21 protein-coding genes are annotated in these 20,625 nt (G+C 72.0%); 11 read left to right on the top strand and 10 right to left on the bottom strand.

Annotated features, from left to right (window positions below):
- Positions 1-6: 6 nt before the first annotated feature.
- Positions 7-432, top strand: coding sequence for a cytochrome c oxidase subunit 4 (locus tag IW249_RS00620; RefSeq protein WP_196918976.1), 426 nt, complete (start codon positions 7-9; stop codon positions 430-432).
- Between the two features lie 186 nt (positions 433-618).
- Here the strand turns inward: IW249_RS00620 and IW249_RS00615 are convergent, their stop codons facing one another.
- The 4 genes from IW249_RS00615 to IW249_RS00600 form a co-directional block, all read right to left on the bottom strand.
- Positions 619-822, bottom strand: coding sequence for a hypothetical protein (locus tag IW249_RS00615; protein ID WP_196918975.1), 204 nt, complete (start codon positions 820-822; stop codon positions 619-621).
- Between the two features lie 301 nt (positions 823-1,123).
- On the bottom strand, positions 1,124-2,167 hold the full coding sequence (trpD, locus tag IW249_RS00610) for an anthranilate phosphoribosyltransferase (protein ID WP_196918974.1): 1,044 nt from the start codon (positions 2,165-2,167) through the stop codon (positions 1,124-1,126).
- A 91-nt stretch (positions 2,168-2,258) separates the two neighbouring features.
- Positions 2,259-2,654, bottom strand: coding sequence for a helix-turn-helix domain-containing protein (locus IW249_RS00605; RefSeq protein ID WP_196918973.1), 396 nt, complete (start codon positions 2,652-2,654; stop codon positions 2,259-2,261).
- A gap of 108 nt (positions 2,655-2,762) precedes the next feature.
- A complete protein-coding gene (locus IW249_RS00600; protein WP_372432918.1) occupies positions 2,763-3,683 on the bottom strand; it encodes a cytochrome c oxidase assembly protein in 921 nt (306 codons plus the stop codon).
- A gap of 108 nt (positions 3,684-3,791) precedes the next feature.
- Here IW249_RS00600 and ctaE point away from each other — a divergent pair, with 108 nt between their 5' ends.
- From ctaE to IW249_RS00575, 5 genes are all read left to right on the top strand, one after another.
- A complete protein-coding gene (gene ctaE / locus IW249_RS00595; protein ID WP_112582810.1) occupies positions 3,792-4,391 on the top strand; it encodes an aa3-type cytochrome oxidase subunit III in 600 nt (199 codons plus the stop codon).
- A 70-nt stretch (positions 4,392-4,461) separates the two neighbouring features.
- Complete coding sequence (gene qcrC, locus IW249_RS00590; protein WP_091407516.1) at positions 4,462-5,298, top strand: cytochrome bc1 complex diheme cytochrome c subunit; 837 nt, start codon at positions 4,462-4,464, stop codon at positions 5,296-5,298.
- Positions 5,299-5,362: 64 nt separating this feature from the next.
- The gene (qcrA, locus tag IW249_RS00585) at positions 5,363-6,451 is read left to right on the top strand and encodes a cytochrome bc1 complex Rieske iron-sulfur subunit (RefSeq protein ID WP_196918972.1); all 1,089 of its coding nucleotides are present in this window, start codon (positions 5,363-5,365) and stop codon (positions 6,449-6,451) included.
- Complete coding sequence (gene qcrB / locus IW249_RS00580; protein ID WP_196918971.1) at positions 6,448-8,079, top strand: cytochrome bc1 complex cytochrome b subunit; 1,632 nt, start codon at positions 6,448-6,450, stop codon at positions 8,077-8,079. Before qcrA ends, qcrB begins: the two co-directional genes overlap by 4 nt.
- Before the next feature lie 192 nt (positions 8,080-8,271).
- Positions 8,272-8,967, top strand: coding sequence for a DUF4142 domain-containing protein (locus tag IW249_RS00575; protein WP_196918970.1), 696 nt, complete (start codon positions 8,272-8,274; stop codon positions 8,965-8,967).
- Between the two features lie 82 nt (positions 8,968-9,049).
- Here the strand turns inward: IW249_RS00575 and IW249_RS00570 are convergent, their stop codons facing one another.
- From IW249_RS00570 to IW249_RS00550, 5 genes are all read right to left on the bottom strand, one after another.
- Positions 9,050-9,337 carry an Lrp/AsnC family transcriptional regulator gene (locus tag IW249_RS00570; RefSeq protein ID WP_074313163.1) on the bottom strand — a complete coding sequence of 96 codons (288 nt, stop codon included), beginning with the start codon at positions 9,335-9,337 and terminating at the stop codon, positions 9,050-9,052.
- Between the two features lie 79 nt (positions 9,338-9,416).
- Positions 9,417-10,283 carry a nucleotidyltransferase family protein gene (locus tag IW249_RS00565; RefSeq protein ID WP_196918969.1) on the bottom strand — a complete coding sequence of 289 codons (867 nt, stop codon included), beginning with the start codon at positions 10,281-10,283 and terminating at the stop codon, positions 9,417-9,419.
- Positions 10,280-10,822, bottom strand: coding sequence for an NUDIX hydrolase (locus IW249_RS00560; protein WP_196918968.1), 543 nt, complete (start codon positions 10,820-10,822; stop codon positions 10,280-10,282). Before IW249_RS00560 ends, IW249_RS00565 begins: the two co-directional genes overlap by 4 nt.
- A 53-nt stretch (positions 10,823-10,875) precedes the next feature.
- Positions 10,876-12,669: a RelA/SpoT family protein gene (locus IW249_RS00555; RefSeq protein WP_196924565.1), complete on the bottom strand. Its 1,794-nt coding sequence runs from the start codon at positions 12,667-12,669 to the stop codon at positions 10,876-10,878.
- 127 nt (positions 12,670-12,796) lie between these two features.
- Positions 12,797-14,551 (bottom strand): DEDD exonuclease domain-containing protein, encoded by a 1,755-nt coding sequence (locus IW249_RS00550; protein WP_196918967.1) that lies wholly within the window; start codon positions 14,549-14,551, stop codon positions 12,797-12,799.
- 127 nt (positions 14,552-14,678) lie between these two features.
- Between IW249_RS00550 and IW249_RS00545 the strand changes: the two genes are divergently transcribed.
- The 5 genes from IW249_RS00545 (at position 14,679) to IW249_RS00525 (ending at position 19,936) form a co-directional block, all read left to right on the top strand.
- On the top strand, positions 14,679-16,154 hold the full coding sequence (locus tag IW249_RS00545; protein ID WP_196918966.1) for an NYN domain-containing protein: 1,476 nt from the start codon (positions 14,679-14,681) through the stop codon (positions 16,152-16,154).
- 94 nt (positions 16,155-16,248) lie between these two features.
- Entirely contained in the window at positions 16,249-16,968 is a 720-nt protein-coding gene (locus IW249_RS00540) for a DinB family protein (protein ID WP_196918965.1), read from the top strand.
- A gap of 269 nt (positions 16,969-17,237) precedes the next feature.
- The gene (locus IW249_RS00535) at positions 17,238-17,456 is read left to right on the top strand and encodes a hypothetical protein (RefSeq protein WP_196918964.1); all 219 of its coding nucleotides are present in this window, start codon (positions 17,238-17,240) and stop codon (positions 17,454-17,456) included.
- Positions 17,457-17,555: 99 nt separating this feature from the next.
- Positions 17,556-18,815: a M48 family metallopeptidase gene (locus IW249_RS00530; RefSeq protein ID WP_196918963.1), complete on the top strand. Its 1,260-nt coding sequence runs from the start codon at positions 17,556-17,558 to the stop codon at positions 18,813-18,815.
- Positions 18,812-19,936, top strand: a complete 1,125-nt coding sequence (locus IW249_RS00525) for a glycosyltransferase family 4 protein (RefSeq protein WP_196918962.1) — start codon at positions 18,812-18,814, stop codon at positions 19,934-19,936. The genes IW249_RS00530 and IW249_RS00525 overlap by 4 nt, the downstream gene beginning before the upstream one ends.
- Before the next feature lie 13 nt (positions 19,937-19,949).
- Here IW249_RS00525 and IW249_RS00520 read toward each other — a convergent pair whose 3' ends face one another.
- Positions 19,950-20,612 carry a lysophospholipid acyltransferase family protein gene (locus IW249_RS00520; protein ID WP_196918961.1) on the bottom strand — a complete coding sequence of 221 codons (663 nt, stop codon included), beginning with the start codon at positions 20,610-20,612 and terminating at the stop codon, positions 19,950-19,952.
- Positions 20,613-20,625 lie beyond the last annotated feature (13 nt).

The raw sequence follows: 20,625 nt of genomic DNA, 5'->3' as shown, positions 1-20,625 counted from the left end.
AGCCGCATGAAGACCGAGTGGCGTATCTTCCTGATCATCGCCGGGTTCCTCTTCGGTGCCACCATCCTCTACGGCGCCTGGACGCACGGGGAGTCGGGCGGCGTCGAGTGGGTCGGCACCGTTGCCCTGCTGCTGTCGTTCCTGCTCTGCTCGATGTGCGGTGGCTTCTTCTGGTTCGTCTCCCGCCGCATCGACCTGCGCCCGGAGGACCGTCCGGACGCCGAGATCGCCGATGGTGCTGGTGAGGTCGGCTTCTTCAGCCCGGGCAGCTACTGGCCGTTCGGTCTGGCGCTGGCCGCCGCGATCGCCGCGCTCGGCATGGTGTTCTGGCAGTACTGGCTGATCGGCGCCGGCCTGCTGGCCGTCGTCTTCTCCGCCTGCGGGCTCCTGTTCGAGTACTACAGCGGCACCCGGCGCACCGCGGAGCACTGACCGACCCGGTCGCCGTCGCGACCGACCCGGCACGACGAAGGCCCGTTCCCCCAGAGGGGAGCGGGCCTTCGGTCATGTCCACCCCGCCTCGGGTGACACGGCGGTCGGGCGGCGCGGGCAGTCTGGGGGCGCAGCGGTCAGGCGGCGCGGGCAGTCTGGCGGTGCAGCGGTTAGGCGGTGCGCCGGTCAGGCGGCGCGGGGGCGGGCGGGCTGGCGTTGGCGGGCGGCCAGCCGGGTGACCGGGAAGGCGAACGTGCCGACCATCACGGCCGCGCCGCAGCCGATGCAGATCAGCTCTGGACAGTCGGTGCCGTGGCCGTCGACGCAGGGCGGCGCCTCGAACAGCGCCACGCCCTCGCAGACGTTGCAGTGGAACTCGCGATGCGACACGGGCGTCTCCTCTCGGATACCAGGCGGACCACCCTCGGATGCGACAACGACGCACCGACGGCAGCAGAGAACTACTCACTTGTAGTTTCCCAGACGGGTCCGACAAATCTCCGCGCACGGTCGCCCACTGGTCGCTGTCGGCACGTGATCCACTCGACATCATTGACGTCGGGGCATCCGGGCTGCCCGGACACCGCAGATTCACGAAACCCGAGTCGATCACCGGCCGAGTCGCCGCCCGCCGACGGGTCGGGCGGCGCTGGCGGGCCTTGCGGCGCCGGCGGGCCTTGCGGTGGTGAGGTCAGGCGGTGGCGGTCTCGATCCAGCGGTCCAGGGTCGCGGCGGCCGCGCCGGAGTCGATCGACTCGGCCGCGCGGGCCAGGCCGGCGCGGAGCGCCTCGGTCAGGTCGCCGTCCAGTGGGCCCTGGGTGGCCAGCGCCGCCGCCGCGTTGACAAGCACCGCGTCTCGGACCGGGCCCGTCTCGCCGGCCAACAGGCGACGGGCAACCCCCGCGTTGTACGCGGCGTCACCGCCCCGCAGATCCGCCAGGGTGGCCCGGGGTACCCCCAGGTCCGTGGCGTCCAGCACGGCCTCTCGTACGGTGCCGCCCTGGGCCGCCCAGATCCGGGTCGGCGCGGCGGTGGTGAACTCGTCCAGCCCGTCCTCGCCGCGCATCACGATCGCCGAGTCGCCACGGCCCGCGAACACGCTGGCCATCACCGGGGCCATCCGGAGGTCGAAGCAGCCGACCGCGCCCGCCCGGGGGCGGGCCGGGTTGGTCAGCGGGCCGAGGAAGTTGAAGAAGGTGGGTACGCCCACCTCGCGGCGGACCGGGCCGGCGTGCCGCATCCCCGGGTGGAAGCGGGCAGCGAAGCAGAACCCGATGCCGGCCTCCTCGACACAGCGGGCGACGTGCTCCGGGCCGAGATCCAGTGGGATGCCGAGGAATTCCAGCAGGTCGGCGGTGCCGCACAGGGAGGACGCGGCCCGGTTGCCGTGCTTGACGACGCGGACGCCCGCGCCGGCGACCACCAGCGCCGTCATCGTCGAGATGTTGACCGTGTGGGCGAGGTCACCGCCGGTGCCGACCACGTCGAGCGCGGTACGGCGCAGTTCCTCGGGGAGTGCCACCGGGACTGCGCGACCCAGCATCGCCTCCACCAGGCCGGCCAGCTCCGCGGGGGTCTCGCCCTTGGCCCGCAGCGCCACGGCGAAGGCGGCGATCTGCGCCGCGCTCGCCGAGCCGGTCATGATCTCGTCCATCGCCCACGCGGTGTCGGCGGTGGACAGTTCGTCACCGCGCAGCAGCGCGTTGAGCAGGTGCGGCCAGGTCCGATCGCCCATGGCGGGCCTCCCGAGCATGCGAAGTGCGGGTGGGCTGGAACCGGCGCCGAGGAGATCCGGCGCCGTGGGGGTGCCGGACGAGCGTGGGACGTCAGGCGGGTGCGTGCGTCCGCAGCAGCTCGGCCACCGTGCCGCCGGTGGTCACCGGGTCGAGCGGGTGCACCAGCGTCGCGTCGACCTCGGCGTACGCGGCGAGCCATCGGTCGGCGGCGCGGGCGATCACCAGGCAGGTCGGGGGAGCGTCGTCCCGGTCGTCCTTGACCTGCCGGGCGATGCCGATGCCGCCGCCCGGGCTCGCCTCGCCGTCGAGCAGCAGCAGGTCGATCTCGTAGTCGTCGACCAGCCGGATGGTCTCCGCGTAGGTCGACGCCTCGACGAACTCGATCTGCAGACCGGGCGCGGGCCGGGTGCCGACGGCCATCCGCATCCGATCACGGACCTGCGGGTCGTCGCTGTAGAGCAAAACGGTGCAAAGACGATCGCTCATGCCGGCACTCCGCTTCCACCTCGTAGCTGCCCGCAGATCGTACCGGTCGGCGTGACGTAGCCGACATCCCGCCCGGCGTCGCGCGTCGGGGCGTACCGTCCGGGCAGCTCAGGCGGGCGCGGCGTCGGCGGCGCGGTCGCGGGCCTCCTGGCGGTCCAGCTCGCGGTCCACCCGGCGGGCCTCCCGCTCGGACTGCTTGACCCACTGCACCACAAGCACCGCGAGCATCGTCACACTGACGAACTCGCCACCGGCCCAGAGGATGCCGCCGGCGACCACCTGATCCTGCCAGGGGTCGACCCAACCGAGGTTGAGCGACGGGTACCAGTCGCCGCCGAAGAGCGTGCTGCTCTGCATGATGGTGAGGCCGAGCACTGTGTGGAACGGCACGGAGAGCAGCATCAGCAGCGCCCGCGCCGGGTACGGCCAGCGGCCGGGCAGCGGGTCGAGGCCGAGCAGCGGCCAGAAGAACACGCAGCCGGTCATGATGAAGTGCGCGTGCACCAGCTCGTGCGCCCAGGCGTGTTCCAGGGTGTAGCGGTACAGATCGCTGAAGTACAGCACGAACGGGTTGACCACGAAGATGGCGAACGCCACCAGCGGGAAGCTGTAGACCCGGGCGACCCGGCTGTGCACGATCGCGAGCAGGCGCTTGCGTGGCCGGAGAGGCAGGGTCCGCAGGGCCAGGGTCATCGGTGCGCCCAGCGCCAGGAAGATCGGTGCCACCATGGACAGCACCATGTGCTGGATCATGTGCACGGACAGCAGCGCGGTGTCGTACGCGTGCAGCCCGCTGACCGTGACGAGCGCGATGCCGCCCAGCCCGGGGCCGAGGAAGAACACCGTACGGGCGACCGGCCAGCGGTCGCCCCGCAGGCGCAGCCGGTACACCCCGTAGAGGTACAGGCCGGCGGCGAGCACCAGGCCGAGGGCCAGCCAGCTGTCCAGCCGGGTCTCGCTCAGCACCGCGCCGACGGTGAACGGCGGCGGGGCCGAGGTGGCGGCGAAGATCGGATCGACGTGCAGCACGCTTTTCAGGCTAGGCCAGGCGAACCGGACCCTGACGCTCGGGCCACGGAAGGCGCAGGTTTGGCCCCCCGCTGATCGCCGGCCCCGGTCAGGGGCAATAATGACGGCGTGACTGCGGCCCCAGCCATTGACAAGAGCCGGATCCACTCCCTGACCCGACCGAACATGGTCAGCGTCGGGACGATCGTGTGGCTCTCCAGCGAACTCATGTTCTTCGCGGCGCTGTTCGCGATGTACTTCTCCATCCGCGCGGCTGCGCCGGAGCAGTGGGAGAAGCACACCGAGGCGCTGAACATCCCGTACGCGACCACCTTCACGGTGATCCTGGTGCTGTCCTCGGTGACGTGCCAGCTCGGCGTCTTCGCGGCGGAGAAGGGTGACGTGCACGCGCTGCGGCGCTGGTTCACCGTCACCTTCGTGATGGGCCTGATCTTCGTCCTCGGCCAGCTGAACGAGTACCGGCACCTGGTCGCCGACGGCATCAAGATCAACGAAGACGGGTACGGGTCGGTGTTCTACCTGACCACCGGCTTCCACGGCCTGCACGTGACCGGTGGTCTGATCGCCTTCATCATCTTCATGGTCCGTACGACCATGGGCCGGTTCACTCCGGCGCAGGCGACGTCGGCGATCGTCGTGTCGTACTACTGGCACTTCGTCGACGTCGTGTGGATCGGGCTGTACGCCATGATCTACTGGCTCCAGTGATCTTGCGCGTCACATTCCGCGCTGCTGCTCCGTCCCCTGAGACAGGTCCAACCGGTTAAGGACACCGCTCATGACTTCTGACAACGACCGCCGACGCGGTCTGCTCGCGCGGTTGCGTGAGCGGCCCGCCGCGCGCAGCAGGGGCCGCCGCCGGCTGGGCGCCGCGGTCCGGCTGATCGCCGCGCTGATGCTCGCCGGCGGCGCATACACCGTCTTCGCCCCGGGCGCCCAGGCGCAGGACAACCCGCAGCTGACCGGCGCCGCCGCCGAGGGCAAGGCGCTGTTCGACGTGAGCTGCGTGACCTGCCACGGCCGCAACGCCCAGGGTGTCGAGGGCCGCGGGCCGAGCCTGATCGGCGTCGGCGCGGCATCTGTCGAGTTCCAGGTCAGCTCCGGGCGGATGCCGCTGGCCCGCCAGGAGGCCCAGGCGCACCGCAAGCCCCCGGTCTTCACCGACGAGCAGACCCGCCAGCTGGCCCAGTACATCCAGGAACTCGGCGGCGGTCCGGTCGTGCCCGAGGGCGACGACCTCCGCGAGGACGGCAACATCGCGGCCGGCGGTGAGCTGTTCCGGATCAACTGCTCGCAGTGCCACGCCTTCGGTGGCGGCGGCGGTGCGCTCTCCTCGGGCAAGTTCGCCCCGAGCCTGCACCCCGCTACCGACCGCCAGATCTACGCGGCGATGTTGAGCGGCCCGCAGAACATGCCGGTGTTTGGCGACAACCAGCTCCGGCCGGAGCAGAAGGCCGACATCATCGCCTACATCCAGGAGACGCTGAAGCACGACCAGGACCCGGGTGGGTTCAACCTCGGCCGGTACGGCCCGTCCACCGAGGGCCTGGCGATCTTCCTGGTCGGCATCGTGGCGCTCGTCTTCGCTAGCCTGTGGATTGCGGGTAAGTCGTGATCGAGCAGGCCATCCGATTCAGTGCTGTGGTGCCGCTCGGCGCCACCCGTAGCGAGGTGACGGCATGAGCACCCACACCGAGCACCAGGCCCCGCAGGGCCAGGAGCCGCTCGACGTGAACGACCCCAAGCTGACCCGGTTCGACATCGTTCGTGAGGGCGCGCGCCGGGACGACATCGAGATCGTCCACTACGAGCCGCAGGTGCTGCCGGGCACCAAGGCGGAGCGTCGGCTGACCCGGGTGGTCGCCGGCTTCTTCCTGATCACCGGCCTGGCCGCCACCGCGTTCCTGGCCATCTACATCTGGTGGCCGTGGCAGTACGAGGCGGGCCGGGGCGGCGACAAGTTCTACACCCCGCTGCTCGGCTTCACCCTCGGCGTGGCGCTGCTCGCCGTCGGCTTCGGCATCCTGACCTGGGGCAAGAAGTTGCTGCCCAAGGAGGTCTCGATCCAGGACCGGCACGAGGGTCAGGTGGACTCCGAAGGCCGCACGATCACCGGTCAGACCATGCTCTACATGGCTGACGAGCTGGGCGTGAAGCGTCGCCCGCTGCTCGGCATCTCGCTGCTGGCCGGTCTCGCGCCGGTCGCCGCGGTCGCCGCGGCGCCGCTGGTCGGCGGTCTGATCTCGCAGCCGCACAAGAACAACCAGATGTTCACCACCGGGTTCGCCGCGGCCGAGGGCGGCCAGCGGATCCGCCTGGTCCGCGAGGACGGCCGTCCGATCCGCCCGGCGGACATCAGCACCGGTGGGCAGCTGACCGTCTTCCCCGGCATCGACCACGGCGTGAGCAACAGGCACGCCGACTCGCCGACGCTGCTGATCCACCTCCGCGACTCCGACGCGCAGGAGTCGCGCCGGGCCAACGAGCGGGTCGGTCACGGCGACTACATGTGGGGCAACTACGCGGCGTTCTCCAAGATCTGCACGCACGCGGGATGCCCGGCCAGCCTGTACGAGCAGCAGACCAACCGGCTGCTCTGCCCGTGCCACCAGTCCCAGTTCCTGATCACCGACAACGCCCGGCCCATCTTCGGCCCCGCCAGCCGGCGGCTGCCGCAGCTGCCGATCGAGGTGGACTCCGAGGGCTTCTTCGTGGCGAAGTCCGACTACACCGAGACCGTCGGGCCTGATTTCTGGGAGCGGCCATGAAGCGTCGAAAGCTTGACCTTGCGGCGACGCCGGGCAAGGCCGCGGTGGGAGTGGACGACCGCTTCGCGGTGGCCACCCCGCTGCGCAAACTGCTGAACAAGGTCTTCCCGGACCACTGGTCCTTCCTGCTCGGCGAGATCGCGCTGTTCTCGTTCGTCGTGCTGCTGCTGACCGGTGTGTTCCTCACCTTCTTCTTCGAGCCGGCGATGACGGAGGTGGTCTACGACGGCAGCTACGCGCCGTTGCAGGGCACCCCGATGTCCGCCGCGTACGCCTCCAGCCTGGACATCTCGTTCGACGTCCGCGGCGGTCTGGTGATGCGGCAGATGCACCACTGGGCGGCGCTGCTGTTCATGGCCGCGATCGTCGTGCACATGCTGCGGGTCTTCTTCACCGGCGCCTTCCGCAAGCCGCGTGAGACCAACTGGATCATCGGTTCGCTGCTGTTCTGGGTCGGCTTCCTGGCCGGCTTCACCGGCTACTCGCTGCCGGACGACGGCCTCTCCGGCACCGGCCTGCGGATCGCCTCGGCGATCATGCTGTCCATCCCGGTGATCGGCTCCTGGGTCACCTCGTCGGTCTTCGGCGGCGAGTTCCCGGGCACGATCATCATCAGCCGGTTCTTCATCGCCCACGTGCTGCTCATCCCGGGTCTGCTGGTCGCACTGATCAGCGTCCACCTGGGTCTGGTCTTCAAGCAGAAGCACACCCAGTGGCCCGGCCCCGGCCGGACCAACAACAACGTGGTCGGCGAGCGGATGTTCCCCCGGTACGCGTTGAAGCAGGGCGGCTTCTTCATGGTCGTCTTCGGCGTCATCGCGCTGATGGGCGGTCTGTTCCAGATCAACCCGATCTGGCTGTTCGGCCCGTACGAGGCGTGGGTGGTCTCGGCCGCCAGCCAGCCCGACTGGTACGTCATGTTCCTCGACGGGTCGACCCGACTCATGCCGGCCTGGGAGATCCCCATCCCGATCGGCGACGGGTACGTCATCCCGCCGCTGTTCTGGCCGACTGTCGTGCTGCCCGGCATCCTGGTGGGCCTGTCGACGATGTACCCGTTCCTGGAAGCCCGGCACCTCAAGGACCGCAAGAGCCACAACCTGCTCGAGCGGCCCCGGGACGCTCCGGCCCGGACCGCCGTCGGCGCCATGGCCGTCTCGTTCTACATCGTGCTGACGCTCTCCGGCGCCAACGACGTGATCGCGGACAAGTTCCAGATCAGCCTGAACGCGATGACCTGGGCGGGCCGGATCGGCCTGCTGGTGGTCCCGCCGCTGGCGTACTACGTCACCTACCGGCTCTGCCTGGGCCTGCAGCAGCACGACCGGGAGGTGCTCGCCCACGGCGTGGAGACCGGCATCATCCGGCGTATGCCGGACGGTCGGTTCGTCGAGGTGCACCAGCCGCTCAGCGCGTCCAACGGGCACGCGGACGGTCACGGCCAGCTGGACTACGTGGGCTGGGTCGTGCCCAAGAAGATGAACCGGCTGGGGGCCCTCGGCCCGGCCATCCGGGGCTTCTTCTACCCGATCGAGAAGCCGGTCGAGGCGCCGGTCTCGCCGGGGCACCCGCCGGTCGAGGCCCGACCCGAGCGCGAGGAGATCGGCAGCGGCGAGAGCCGCCGCTGACCGCCCAGTCGCACCGTTACGGGGCGCCCGCCGGATTCCGGCGGGCGCCCTGTCGTATCCGCGCCCCCGCCCCATCCGACCCGGAGTCGGACGGCCCTGATCGGAACGGTCGACCCCGCGCGACGGGCGATCGCAGGAATAACCCCGGTGAGCCGGGTATCCGTGCGGTCCAACGTCTCAAGGGGGGGAAGCATGTTGGGTATCAAACGCCTCGGCCTGTTGGCCGCGCTGGTACTGGTCGGTGTGGCGCCGGCTGCGGCCGCGCAGGCCGCGGCACAGCCGTCAACGCAGGACACCCAGTACCTGCAGGCGGTACACCAGGTCAACCTGTTCGAGATCACCGCTGGTGACCTGGCTCAGCAGAAGGGTCAGGACCAGGGGGTCAAGGACCTGGGCGCGATGCTGAAGACCGACCACACCCAGCTGGACCAGACGGTGCAGCAGACCGCGTCACAGCTCGGGGTGGAACTGCCGAACGAGCCGAACGCCGATCAGCAGGCGGTCATCGACAAGCTGAACAACGCCAGCGGTGCGGAGTTCGACCGGCTCTGGGTGACCAGTGAGCTGGCCGGCCACGTCCAGGCCATCCAGGCCACCCAGACGGAGATCTCGCAGGGCTCCGAGCAGTCGGTGGTCCAGTTGGCGCAGACGGCGCTTCCGACGCTGCAGACGCACTACGACGAGTTGGTGGCGCTCGCCAACAAGTTGGGCATCCCGGTTCCGCAGACCAGCGCCAGCGGTACGCCCAGCCCGGGCGGCACCGGCACTGAGTCGCCGGCTCCGGGCGGCACCGGCACCGAGTCGCCGGCTCCTGGCGGCGGTACCGGCACCGAGTCGCCGGCTCCGGGCGGCGGCACCACCGAGGTACCGGCTCCCAGCGAGAGCTGACGTAGCCACAGCAGACGGCCGGTCCACCCCACGGGGGTGGGCCGGCCGCCCTGTGCGCCGTGGGCCGGCACGGGCCCGCGGGTCAGTCGGCGCTGGCCAGGCCGATCGCGAACGCCTCCTCGAGGTCGTGCTGGGAGTACGCCCGGAAGGCGATGTGCGACTCGGTGTTGAGCACGCCCGGGACCTTGGAGATGCTGCCCGCGATGACCTGGGCGATCTGGTCGAACTCGCGGACCCGGACGATGGCGATGAGGTCGACGTGCCCGGCCACCGAGTAGACCTCGCTGACGCCGGGAAGGTTGGCCAGGTTTTCCGCCACCTCGGGGATCGCATCGGTGGCGCAGTCGATCAGCACGATCGCGGTGATCACGGGGCATTTCTCCGTTCGTCGGCGTCGTCGCCCATGCTAGATGTTCCGGCCCGGAACCGGAGGCGGGAGCCGTCGCGGCTCAACCCTGGGCGGTGCAGGGCACTGTCAGGTCGTTCCCGGCCCGGATCACGTTCCGCAGCCGCTCGCCGGCGCGTACTGTCGCGCCCGGCCACACCACGGTGCGGAACACGTCGCCGTCCACCCGCGCGCCCGCGCCGACGACCGACTCCACGCAGGGGCCGGTGACCGTCGCCGACTCGTCGACCAGGGTGCCGCCGGCCGCGTGCAGGTTGGCCGCCAGGTAGTCGGCCGGGGTGCCGGTGTCGAAGAAGGTGCCCGGGTAGGGCACCACAGTCAGGGCTCCCGCCGCCTCGGCCGGCCGCCACACGGCGCGGACCAGGTCCGAGAAGACGACAGGCAGGTCCCGGACCAGCCGCCAGGGCAGGAGCGAGAAGCCGGTGAAGCAGTGCCCGGCGAAGGTGCCCGGCGCCGCCGGGTCCGCGGCCGGCTGGCCGAGCAGGCGTACGGTCCGCCCGTCCCAGCCGTCGAGCAGGGCGGCCAGGTCCGGGCCCGGGGGAGTAGCCCTGTCGGCGAGGTACGCGTCGGCGTTGCCGACCAGCACCGGCCGCCCGTCGATCCAGTCCCGCAGGTTGGCCACCCCGCCCGCGGTGCCCAGCGGGTCGCCCGGCTCCACCGACAGGTGTGCGCGGTCGCCGACGTGCGCCACCACCTGGTCGCCGAGGTAGCAGGCGTTCACGGCGACCCGGTCGGGACCGGCCAGGCCCAACCCGGCCAGCCGCGCCAACGCCCGATCCAGCAGGGGGACGTTGCCCACCGGGCAGAGCGCCTTGGGCACCCGTTCGGTGAGCGGGCGCAGCCGCGTGCCCTCGCCGGCGGCCAGCACCACAGCGCACAACTCCGCCGGCACACCGGCCACGCCGGTCACGGGGTGTCGTCGGGCACCGGTGGCGGGAACTGCCCGGCCAGCGGCCCGATGTCGTAGTAGGCGAGCAGCCGGGCCGTCGGCCAGGTCAGCTTGGGCAGGTCGTCCAGGGGGTGCCAGGCGGCCTCGAAGACCTCCCCGCCGTCGACGACCAGCTCGGTGCTGGACGCCGGCACCTCGGCCTCGAAGACCATGTCCACCCAGCCCTTGGCGTGCACGATCGCGTTCGGCACCGCCGGGCGCAGCCGGGACGGGGCGAGTCGGACGCCGGACTCCTCGAACAGCTCACGGGCCGCGCCCACCACCGGGGCCTCGCCCCGGTTGAGCAGGCCGGCGGGGAGTGACCAACCCTTGCCGGGCGGCTGACGCAGCATGAGCAACCGACCCGCGCCCGTCGCCTCGGTGTCCCGGACCAGTGTCACCGCGCCGACGATGTACTTGGGCACTGCCAACCGGACCAGGCGCCGACGCACCGGCAACGGCAGCCGGTAGAAGGCCTGGTAGAAGAGGGCCCGACCGGTGGCGCGGGAGCGAGGGATCATGACTCCAGGCTAGTGGTCACGAATGTCCTTCGGACGCGCTGGGGCCCGCCGGGTCACTGTCGATGGTCGACCAGGTCGATGAGCTGGCGAACCACGGTGTCCGGTTCGATCACCCGGTCGAAGACCGCGACCAGCAGGGTCTCCAGGTCGGGATAGCCCAACTCCTCGGAGAGGCGCAGCAACGGCAGGTCACTGGCGAGGCCCCGGTTGTGCTGGCGCAGGGCGAGCCCGATGGTGGCCCGGCCGAGGCGCACCTTGTCGCTGATCGTGATGCCCGGCTCGGTGTGCTCGGCGAACCACCTGTTGATCTGCATCTGCGCGTGCGGCGACTTGACGAAGCTCAGCCACTCCCGGCGGGGGCCGCGCGGCGCCACCCCGGCCTCGAAGCCGTTGTCGCCGTCGTTCTCGGTGAAGATCTCCACCACGTCGCCCTCGTCCAGCTCCGAACTGAGCGGGGCGAGCCGACCGTTGATGCGTGCGGCGAGGCAGTGGTCGCCCCGGTCGTTGCCCAGCTCGTACGCGAGGTCGACAGGCGTGGCACCGGCCGGCAGCACGACCTGCCGCCCGTCGGAGAAGACCTGGATCTGCCCCTCGGCGAGGTCGCACCGCAGCGACTCGTAGAACTGTGCCGGGTCGGCGGCGTCCGGCTCCCAGTCGAGCACCCGGCGCAGCCAGTCCAACTGCTCGGCACGGGCTGCGGCGCTGCTGCTGCCGGAGCGGGGGAAACGGAAGTCGGCGGCGATGCCGTACTCGGCCGAGCGGTGCATCTCCTCGGTGCGGATCAGCACCTCCACGGTGCGGTCCTGCGGGCCGCAGACGCTGGTGTGCAGCGAACGGTAGAGGTTGTTCTTCGGCGAGGCGATGAAGTCCTTGAAACGGCCGGCTACCGGTCGCCAGGTGCCATGGATCGCGCCCAGCGCGGCGTAACAGTCGGTGGGCGGGCCGTCGACCACCACCACGATGCGGGGCAGGTCGTACGGGGCGGTGTGGCCGCCGGCGATGGTGTCCTTCCAGATCGAGTAGAGGTGCCGGGGACGGGGGCTCACCTCGGCGTCGACCCGGCTGCGGCGCAGCGCCACCCGGGTCCGGGTGACCACCGAGTCGAGGTACGCGTCCCAGCCCGGCCGGTCGTGCACGTGCCGGGCCAGCCGGGCGTGCTCGTCGGGCTCGAGGTGCAGCAGCACCACGTCGTCCAGCTCGCGCTTCAGGGTCTGGATGCCCAGCCGGTCGCAGAGCGGGACCAGCACCTCCTGGGTCTTGCGGGCGATCCGTTCCCGCGACGACGCCGAGCGCACCCCGAGCGTCCGCATGTTGTGCAGCCGGTCGGCCAGCTTGATGATCAGCACCCGGACGTCCTTGGCGGCCGCGACGATCATCTTGCGGATCGTCTCCGCCTCGGCGGCCTTGCCGTAGAACGCCTTGTCGAACTTGGTCACCCCGTCGACAAGGTGGGCCACCTCGCCGCCGAAATCCTCGGAGAGCGCCTGGAGGGTGTAGCGGGTGTCCTCCACGGTGTCGTGCAGCAGCGCCGCGACCAGGGTGGTGGTGTCCATGCCCAGCTCGGCGCAGATCTGCGCCACAGCGAGGGGGTGGGTGATGTACGGCTCCCCGCTCTTGCGGAACTGCCCGCGGTGCATGTTCTCCGCGATGGTGTAGGCACGGCGCAGCACCGCGGGGTCGGTGCCGGCGTGGATGCCCCGGTGGGTGCGGACCAGTTGGGTGACCGGGTCCGAGTCGGTGGTCGGCCAGCTGAGCAACGACCGTAGTCGGCGGGCGAGCGGCAGCTCACCCGGCTGTGTCGGCAGGGCGCCCCCCAGGGCGGCGCCGTGTCCGGCGTCGACGTCCACGAGGGACACCTCCTCACCCCGGCTCCGCGTCGCCGGAACCCGGCGGCGGGAGCAGGCCCACGAATCGGGCAGGACTGCACTTCTCTAACAGCCTAAGCGAGTCGACGTAGTCCGATCGGTCAGTTGGTCATGAGCGTTCGGTCGAGAGTTGGTGGGACGCCCCGCCCTCGGCCTTCGCCAGCAGGTCACGGAACCGGCCCGCGCCACTCGCCGGAGAGGACCAACCGGAGGACATCTCGACGAGTCGGGTCTCCGGTCGCTCCAACCAGGACAGGATCCGCTCGGACTCCTCGGCGGTGGCGGCCGGCACCGGACCGTGCCCGCCCGACACCGTCTCGGCGGTGGCCCGGATCGTGGTCAACGTGGGCCGCGGGTGCACGCCCGGCGGGGACACCCCCGCGCCGGCCAGCCGGCCGTGCCGGACCAGCGCCAACTCCCAGCCGCCCCGGGCGGCCGGCCGGGCGGCGGCCAACTCGACGATCCCGGTCAGCGCGGCCAGCCGCTGCATCCGCACTGTGGCCCGCAGCACGGCGGCCAACCGGGACCGCACCACGGCCGCCTCCTCGTAGCGCTGGTCGCGGGAGAGCACGTCGATCCGGGCGAGCAGCGCGTCCACCACCGGCTGGGGGTCGCTGGCCGTGGCGGTGCGGAAGGGCGCGGCGGCGGTGTCGTCGTACTCCTCGGGGGTGATCCTGTGTTCGCAGGGTGCCGGGCAGCGACCCAGCTCGGCCAGCGCGCAGGCCGGCGTGACGGTGCGCAGCGAGAGCCGGTGTGTGCACTGGCGCAGCGGCACCGCGTCGTGGAAACCGGCGGCGGCCAGCTCGGCGGCCCGCCGGGAGGTGAACGGCCCGAGGTACGCGGTGTCGGTGGGGGAGAGGTCGCGGACGATCGACAGCCGAGGGTACGGACCGTCGGTCAGCTTGAGCCAGACCATCCGTTCCGGGTATTTCGACCGGCGGTTGTACGGCGGGGCGTGTGCGGCGATCAACCGCAGCTCACGGACCTCGGCCTCCAACGAGTGGGCGCACTCCACCGCCTCGACCCGCTCGGCCGCGCCCAGCATCTCGGAGATCCGGGCGCGCTTCTCACCGGCGGTGAAGTAGCTGCGTACCCGGGTGGCGATGTCGACGGAGGTGCCCACGTAGAGCGGCCGGTCGTCGGCGGCCCGGAAGATGTAGACCCCGGGGACCTTGGGCAACCCCTCGGCCAGGTGCCGCTTGCGGCGCTGGGTCGGGGTGACCGCGCGGGCGAACTCGATGGCGTCGCCGATGGTGTCCACCCGGTGCCCGCCGAGCCGACCGATCAGCCCGTGCAGCACGTCGACGGTGGCCTTCGCGTCGTCCAGCGCGCGGTGGGTGGGCTGGGTGGCGGTGCGGAAGTAGGCGGCCAGGGTGCCGAGCTTGCGGTTGGGCACCTCGTCGCGGGTCAGCACCCGGCGGGCGAGCGCAGCCGTGTCCAGGACGCGGGGGTTGGGCCAGCGGTAGCCGTGCTTGGCGCAGGCGGCCTTGAGGAAGCCCACGTCGTACGGGGCGTTGTGGGCCACCAGCACCGCATCGTCGATGAACTCCAGGAAGCTCGGCAGCACCTGCTCGATCGGTGGCGCAGGGACCAGCATGGCCTGGGTGATGCCGGTCAGCACGGTGATGAAGGGCGGAATCGGCTGGCCCGGGTTGACCAGGGTCGCCAGCACCCCCAACTGCTCGCCACCGCGCACCTTGACCGCGCCGATCTCGGTGATGCCGCCACCGTCCGGCGCGCCGCCGGTGGTCTCCAGGTCGACCACCACGAAGGTCGTCGCGTAGAGGGGCAGCGCCGGGTCCACCCCGCCCACCGCCGGGTCGAGACCGGCCAGTGACTCCTGGACGTACTCCGCCTGTGCCATCGGCGGCACGCTAGCGCCCCGGTCCGACACTCCCGTCGCAGCCGTCCCATCCGTCACCATGGGGCTAGGATGAGAGATCGGCTCACTCACCGGGCGGTGGGCCCGGTTGCGGTGGGAGACTTGCCACATGCCCCTCACCGAGCCGTACGACGACCACCTCCCGCAGGAGGATCCGGTCGCGCTCGACGGTGCTGTGGGCAACCCGGACGACAACGTAGTCACCGACACAGCGCGCGCATCGGACCCGACGACGGACGAAGCCCCCAGCGCCGAGCCGGACGATGCCCCCGCCGCCGAGCCCGAGCCCACCCTGCCCGAGCCGGTCCGGCAGCGGATCGTGACGCTGACCGCGGCGGTGCTGCCCACCCTCCCCACCGACGAGGTGCCGGTGCCGTTGCGCCGGGTGGCCAAGTTCGCCCCCAACCGACGCGCCCGGCTCGGCGCGCCGGTCATCGCCGCCCAGCTCACCGCCGACCCGCTGTTCCGGCAGCGGGTCACCGCGCGGGTCCTGACCGACGCCGGTGACCTCGGCGCGGCAGTGGTCGAGGGCACCGCCCCGGCCGCCGCCGACCCGGTCGAGGTGGCCGCGCTGGCCTACCTGGCCCGGCCCCGTGGCTGGCGGGAACTGATCGACGCCAGCGGCGCGGCGGTACGCGCCGAGGCGGACAGCGCCGTCGTCGCCGAGTTGGTCCGCGAGGCCGAGCAGCGGGCCACCCGGGCCGAGCACGACCGCGCGGTGGCCCGGGTCGAGGCCGAGAAGCTCCGCGACGAGTTGGCCCGCGTCCGCGAGGAGCTGGGTCAGCTCCGCGAGGAGTCCCGACAGGTGGCCCGCACCCTGCGGGAGACCCAGGCTCGCGAGCGGAAGGCCACCGAGCTGCTGGCCACCGAGCGCGGCCGGGCCGCCCGCGCCAGCGCCGACGTGGACGCCGAACTCCGCCGCGCCCGGGCCCGGCTGGCCGAGGCCGAGGCCGCCGCCGGGGTGGCCCGGGCCAGCGCCAAGGAGGCGCGCTCGGTCGACGACGCCCGGCTCTGGCTGCTGCTGGAGACCATCGGCCAGGCCGCCGTCGGGCTGCGCCGCGAGTTGGCCCTCGACCCGGTGGACAAACTCCCCGCCGACTTCGTCGCCGACGCGTTCGCCGAGCAGCCGGGCACCGCCCCGGCCGGCCCCGCCGCCCGCGCCCGCGACACCGACGACCCGGCCCGGCTCGACCAACTGCTCGCCCTGCCCCGCGCGCACCTCGTGGTGGACGGCTACAACGTCACCAAGCGCGGCTTCGGCGAGATGTCCCTGGAGCAGCAGCGCAAACGCCTGATCACCGGCCTGGGCGGCATCGCCGCGCAGACCGGCGACGAGGTCACAGTGGTCTTCGACGGCGCCGAACGGATGCACGGGCTGCCGCCCGCCCCGCGCGGCGTACGGGTGCTCTTCTCCCGCAAGGGCGAGACCGCCGACGAGCTGATCCGGCGGCTGGTCCGCGCCGAGCCGGCCGGCCGGCCGGTGGTAGTGGTCTCGTCGGACCGCGAGGTCGCCGACGGGGTACGCCGGCACGGCGCGTACCCGCTGGGCGCTGACTCGCTGCTGCGGCGGCTCGCCCGCTCCTGAGGGGCACGTCGTCCTGTCGCACCGTTTCCTGGCCTGTCCGGCTGTCGTACCGGAGCGTTAGCGTCACCGCGACCGCCGAGGGATGGGAGTCGCCATGGCACAGGACGACGTCAAGGTCTTCGTCGACCGGGACCTGCGGGGTGCCCGGTTCAACAGGTCGACGCTGGCCGGTGCGGTGATGCGCGGCGTCGATGTGGATGGTCTGGACATCGACGCGCCGTGGCTGGCCGAGGGCACGTTCCTGGTCAACGGCGTCGATGTCGTGCCGCTGGTCGAGGCCGAGCTCAACCGGCGGTTCCCCGGGCGTGAGCTCCGGCAGGCCAGCAACCCGGACGACCTCCGGGCGGGGTGGGCCGCGCTCGAACGGGTCTGGGCCGCGGCGGTCGACCGGGCCGTGTCCATGCCCGAGGGTGCGGTCGACGTCTCGATCGACGGGGAGTGGTCGTTCGCGCAGACGCTGCGCCATCTCGCGTTCGCCGCCGACGCATGGTTGGGCAAGGCGATCCTGCGCCTGCCGCAGCCGTTCCACCCGCTGGGTCAGTCGCATGTCGAGTACGAGACCGACGGCTTCGACATGTCGGTCTTCGCCACGGAGCAGCCGAGCTTCGAGGCGGTCCTTGCGGTGCGGGCCGAGCGGCAGGCCATGGTGCGCGACTTCCTGGCGACCGTCACGCCGGAGCTGCTCGCCGAGTCTCGGCCGAGCGCCTGGTGGCCGGAGCACATCGTGTCCGTCCTGCACTGCCTCCACGTGATCTTTCAGGAGGAGTGGCAGCACCTCCGCTACGCACTGCGTGACCTCGACGCGCAGGGCTGAGACCTCAGCCCCAACGACCGGGCGCTCGGGACGCCGCCGGTCAGCTGGTCGGCAGTCGCCGGGCCAGCTCAGCCATGAGTTCCGTGCTGTCGGGCGTTCCGAAAGGGTGGGATACCCCGATTTCGCTGATGTGGAGTGGATCTAGCCCTGAAACGGGCGGTCGGACGGGGTTCCTGTCGTACCCGGTGTTTAGTGTCGATGTCACCGACGGTGCTCGGCCGGCGACGAAAGGGCGTCGCCTGGGTGCCGCGAGCCGATCAGGAGGCGTGATGCTCATCGACTGCGACGGGTGCGCGAAGCGGGCCGACGGCTGTTCCGGCTGCCCGCTGACCGCCCTGTTCGACGAGACGTCCCCGGCGGCCGGGTTGGTCGCCGCCGAGGTCGAGGCCATCGAAGTGTTCGCCCGGGCCGGCTTCGACGTGGAGGTGCTGGCCGCGCCCGCACGCCCGGAGGCAGCTCGCCGTCGCGCCACCCGCCGCGTCGCCTGAGTGCGACACCGCGCCCGGAAGCGGGCTTCTCGCGGCCCATAGGATGAGCGGTCACGGCGGGAGGAGCGCGATGAGCGGGGAACAACGGGCGGTGACGCGGTGACCCCGCGCGGCTGGGCGCTGCTGACCCTGGCCGGGCTGACCATCGCGCTGGTCGTGCTGGCCGCGCTGCTCATCCCGTGGCACCGCCCGCCGGCACCCCGGGCCGACCAGCTCGCCGCGCTGGGTGACCTGCCGGCCGAGCAGGTGGAAAAGGGCCGGGAGTTCCGGGCCGCGCTGCGCCCCGGCGGCTACGCCGCGCTCGCCGTCGGGCTGCTCATCGCCCTCGCACTCGGGTTGACCCCGCTGGGCAGTCGCCTGGTCGAGCTGGTGGGCCGGCCGTTCGGTGGGCACTGGGCCGCGCAGGCGGTGCTCGGCGGGCTGGCGGTGGTGCTCGTCGCCGACCTGGTGACGCTCCCGTTCGCCGCTTGGCGGCAGAGCGTGCTCACCCGCTACGGCTTGAGCACCAACGGCTGGAGCGGCTGGGCTGTCGACCTGCTCAAGTCGTACGCCGTCAGCGCGGTGATCGGCGCTGTGGCGTTGTTCGGCTTCTACGCGGTCATCCGGCTCGCGCCGCGCTGGTGGTGGGCGTTCGGCGCGGGCGGCGCCGCCGTGCTGGTGGTGCTGCTGTCGTTCGTGCTGCCGGTGCTGGTGGAGCCGGTCTTCAACCGGTTCACCCCGATGGAGCAGGGCCCGTTGCGCACCGAGCTGATGAGCATGGCCGCCCGTGACGGGGTGCCCGTGCGGGACGTGCTGGTCGCCGACGCCTCCCGCCGCACCAGGGCGGTCAACGCGTACGTCTCCGGTCTCGGGCCGACCCGACGGGTGGTCGTCTACGACACGCTGCTGCGCGAGGCGACGCCGGCCGAGGTGACCGCCGTCGTGGCGCACGAGTTGGGTCACGCGAAGGACTCCGACGTGGCGGTCGGCACGCTGACCGGGGCGTTGGGTGCCGCCGCGGCCGTGGTGGCGCTGTACCTGCTCGGCTCGTGGGGGCCACTGCTGCGGTTGGCCGGTGTCGACTCGGTGGCCCAACCGAGCGCGTTTCCGCTGCTGGTCGCCCTGGTCACGGTGGCCGGGCTGGTCGCCGCTCCGGTCCAGGCGCTGATGTCCCGACGGGTCGAGGCGCGGGCAGACGCGCACGCGCTCGCGCTCACCAACGACCCGGAGTCCTTCGAGTCGATGCAGCGCCGGCTCGGCTCGGTCAACCTCGGCGACCCCGACCCGCCCCGCTGGGAATACCTCTACTCGGCCTCGCACCCGTCCACAGTGGAGCGGATGGCCGCCGCCCGCGCGTACGCCCGGGAGGCCGGCCGATGAGCCGTACCCTGCTTGTCACCAACGACTTTCCGCCCCGCCCGGGTGGAATCCAGTCCTTTGTGCACAACCTCGCGGTCCGTCAACCGGCCGGCTCGGTGGTCGTCTACGCGTCGAGCTGGCGCGGGGCCGCGAAGTTCGACGCCGACCAGCCGTTCGAGGTGATCCGGGAGCGCACCAGGGTGCTGTTGCCCACGCCGCTGGTCGCCCGCAGGGCGGCCCGATTGGCTCGCGCGTACGACTGCGACACGGTGTGGTTCGGCGCGGCGGCCCCGTTGGGGCTGCTCGCGGCCGGCCTGCGGCGGCGTGCCGGCGTCCGCCGGGTGGTGGCGCAGACCCACGGCCACGAGGTCGGTTGGGCGGCGGTGCCGGCAGCCCGGCCGGCGCTGCGGCGCATCGGTCGGGGGGTGGACGTGACCACCTATCTCGGCGAGTACACCCGTAGCCGGTTGGCTCGGGTGCTGGACGGGGTGACCGAGCTGCGCCGCCTCGCCCCCGGGGTCGACGTGGACACCTACCACCCGACGGTGGACGGCGAACAGGTCCGGGCCCGGCTCGGGTTGACCGACCGACCGGTGGTGGTCTGCGTGTCCCGGCTGGTGCCGCGCAAGGGTCAGGACACGTTGATCCGGGCCCTACCGGAGATCCGCCGCCGGGTGCCCGACGCGGCGCTGCTGATCGTCGGTGGCGGGCCGTACCGGGCCACCCTGGAGAAGCTGGCCCGCCAGACCGGTGTGGAACGGGACGTGGTGTTCACCGGCACGGTGCCGTCGGTCGAGTTGCCGGCGCACTACGCGGCCGGCGACGTCTACGCGATGCCGTGCCGCACCCGTAACCGCGGCCTGGACGTCGAAGGGCTGGGCATCGTCTACCTGGAGGCGTCGGCGACCGGCCTGCCGGTGGTGGCCGGTGACTCCGGTGGCGCCCCGGACGCGGTCCGGGAGGGGGAGACCGGCTACGTCGTACGCGGCCGGGACGTCGCCCAGCTCGCCGACCGGGTCGCCGGACTGCTCGCCGACCGGGACCTGGCCCGCCAACTGGGCGCGGCCGGCCGGGCGTGGGTGGAACGGGAGTGGCGCTGGGAGGCACAGGCCGAACGCATGGCGGCGCTGCTCGCCGGCTGATCGCCGCCCGCGTTCAGCTCTCCCGGGCGGGCGCGTAGCGCGGCACGTACTCCTGGCCGGTGAGTTTCTGGATCGCCGCCATCACCTCGTCGGTGACCGTCCGGATGTCGCGTGGCCCGTTGATTCGGTCGGCGACCGGGATCGGCGGGCCGAACCGCAGGGTGATCGGGTGTCGACGGGGAAGCCGCGCGTCGACCGGCAGCACCTCGGCGGTGCCGGTCACGCCGACCGGGATGATCGGCACCTCGGCGTCGCGTGCCAGCCGGGTCATCCCGACCCGGCCCCGGTAGAGCCGCCCGTCGGGGGAGCGGGTGCCCTCCGGGTAGACGGCGACCAGGCCGCCGCCGCGCAGCACCGGTACGGCGGCGTCGAGGGCGCGCAGGGCGGCCCGGCCGTCGGCGCGGTCGACCGGGATGGCACCCATGCCGGCGACGATCCGCCGGTTGAGCCAGCCGCCCGGACCCCGCCCGTTGAAGTACTCGACCTTCGCCCAGAAGGTGACGTGTCGGGGCGTCGCGGTGACGAGGAACAACTCGTCGGCGACGGACAGGTGATTGCCGGCGAGGATCGCGCCACCGTGTCGGGGCAGATGCTCCAGCCCTTCCACGCGGGGCCGCCAGCCAAACCGCAGCGCGGTGCCGACGGTCAGCTTGGTGACGTCGTACAGCAGGGGCACGTGTCCTCCGGGG

This window comes from Micromonospora vinacea (assembly GCF_015751785.1).
Lineage (GTDB): Bacteria > Actinomycetota > Actinomycetes > Mycobacteriales > Micromonosporaceae > Micromonospora > Micromonospora vinacea.
The sequence above is the reverse complement of the archived record's forward strand: the minus strand, read 5'-3'. Positions and strand labels throughout refer to the sequence as shown.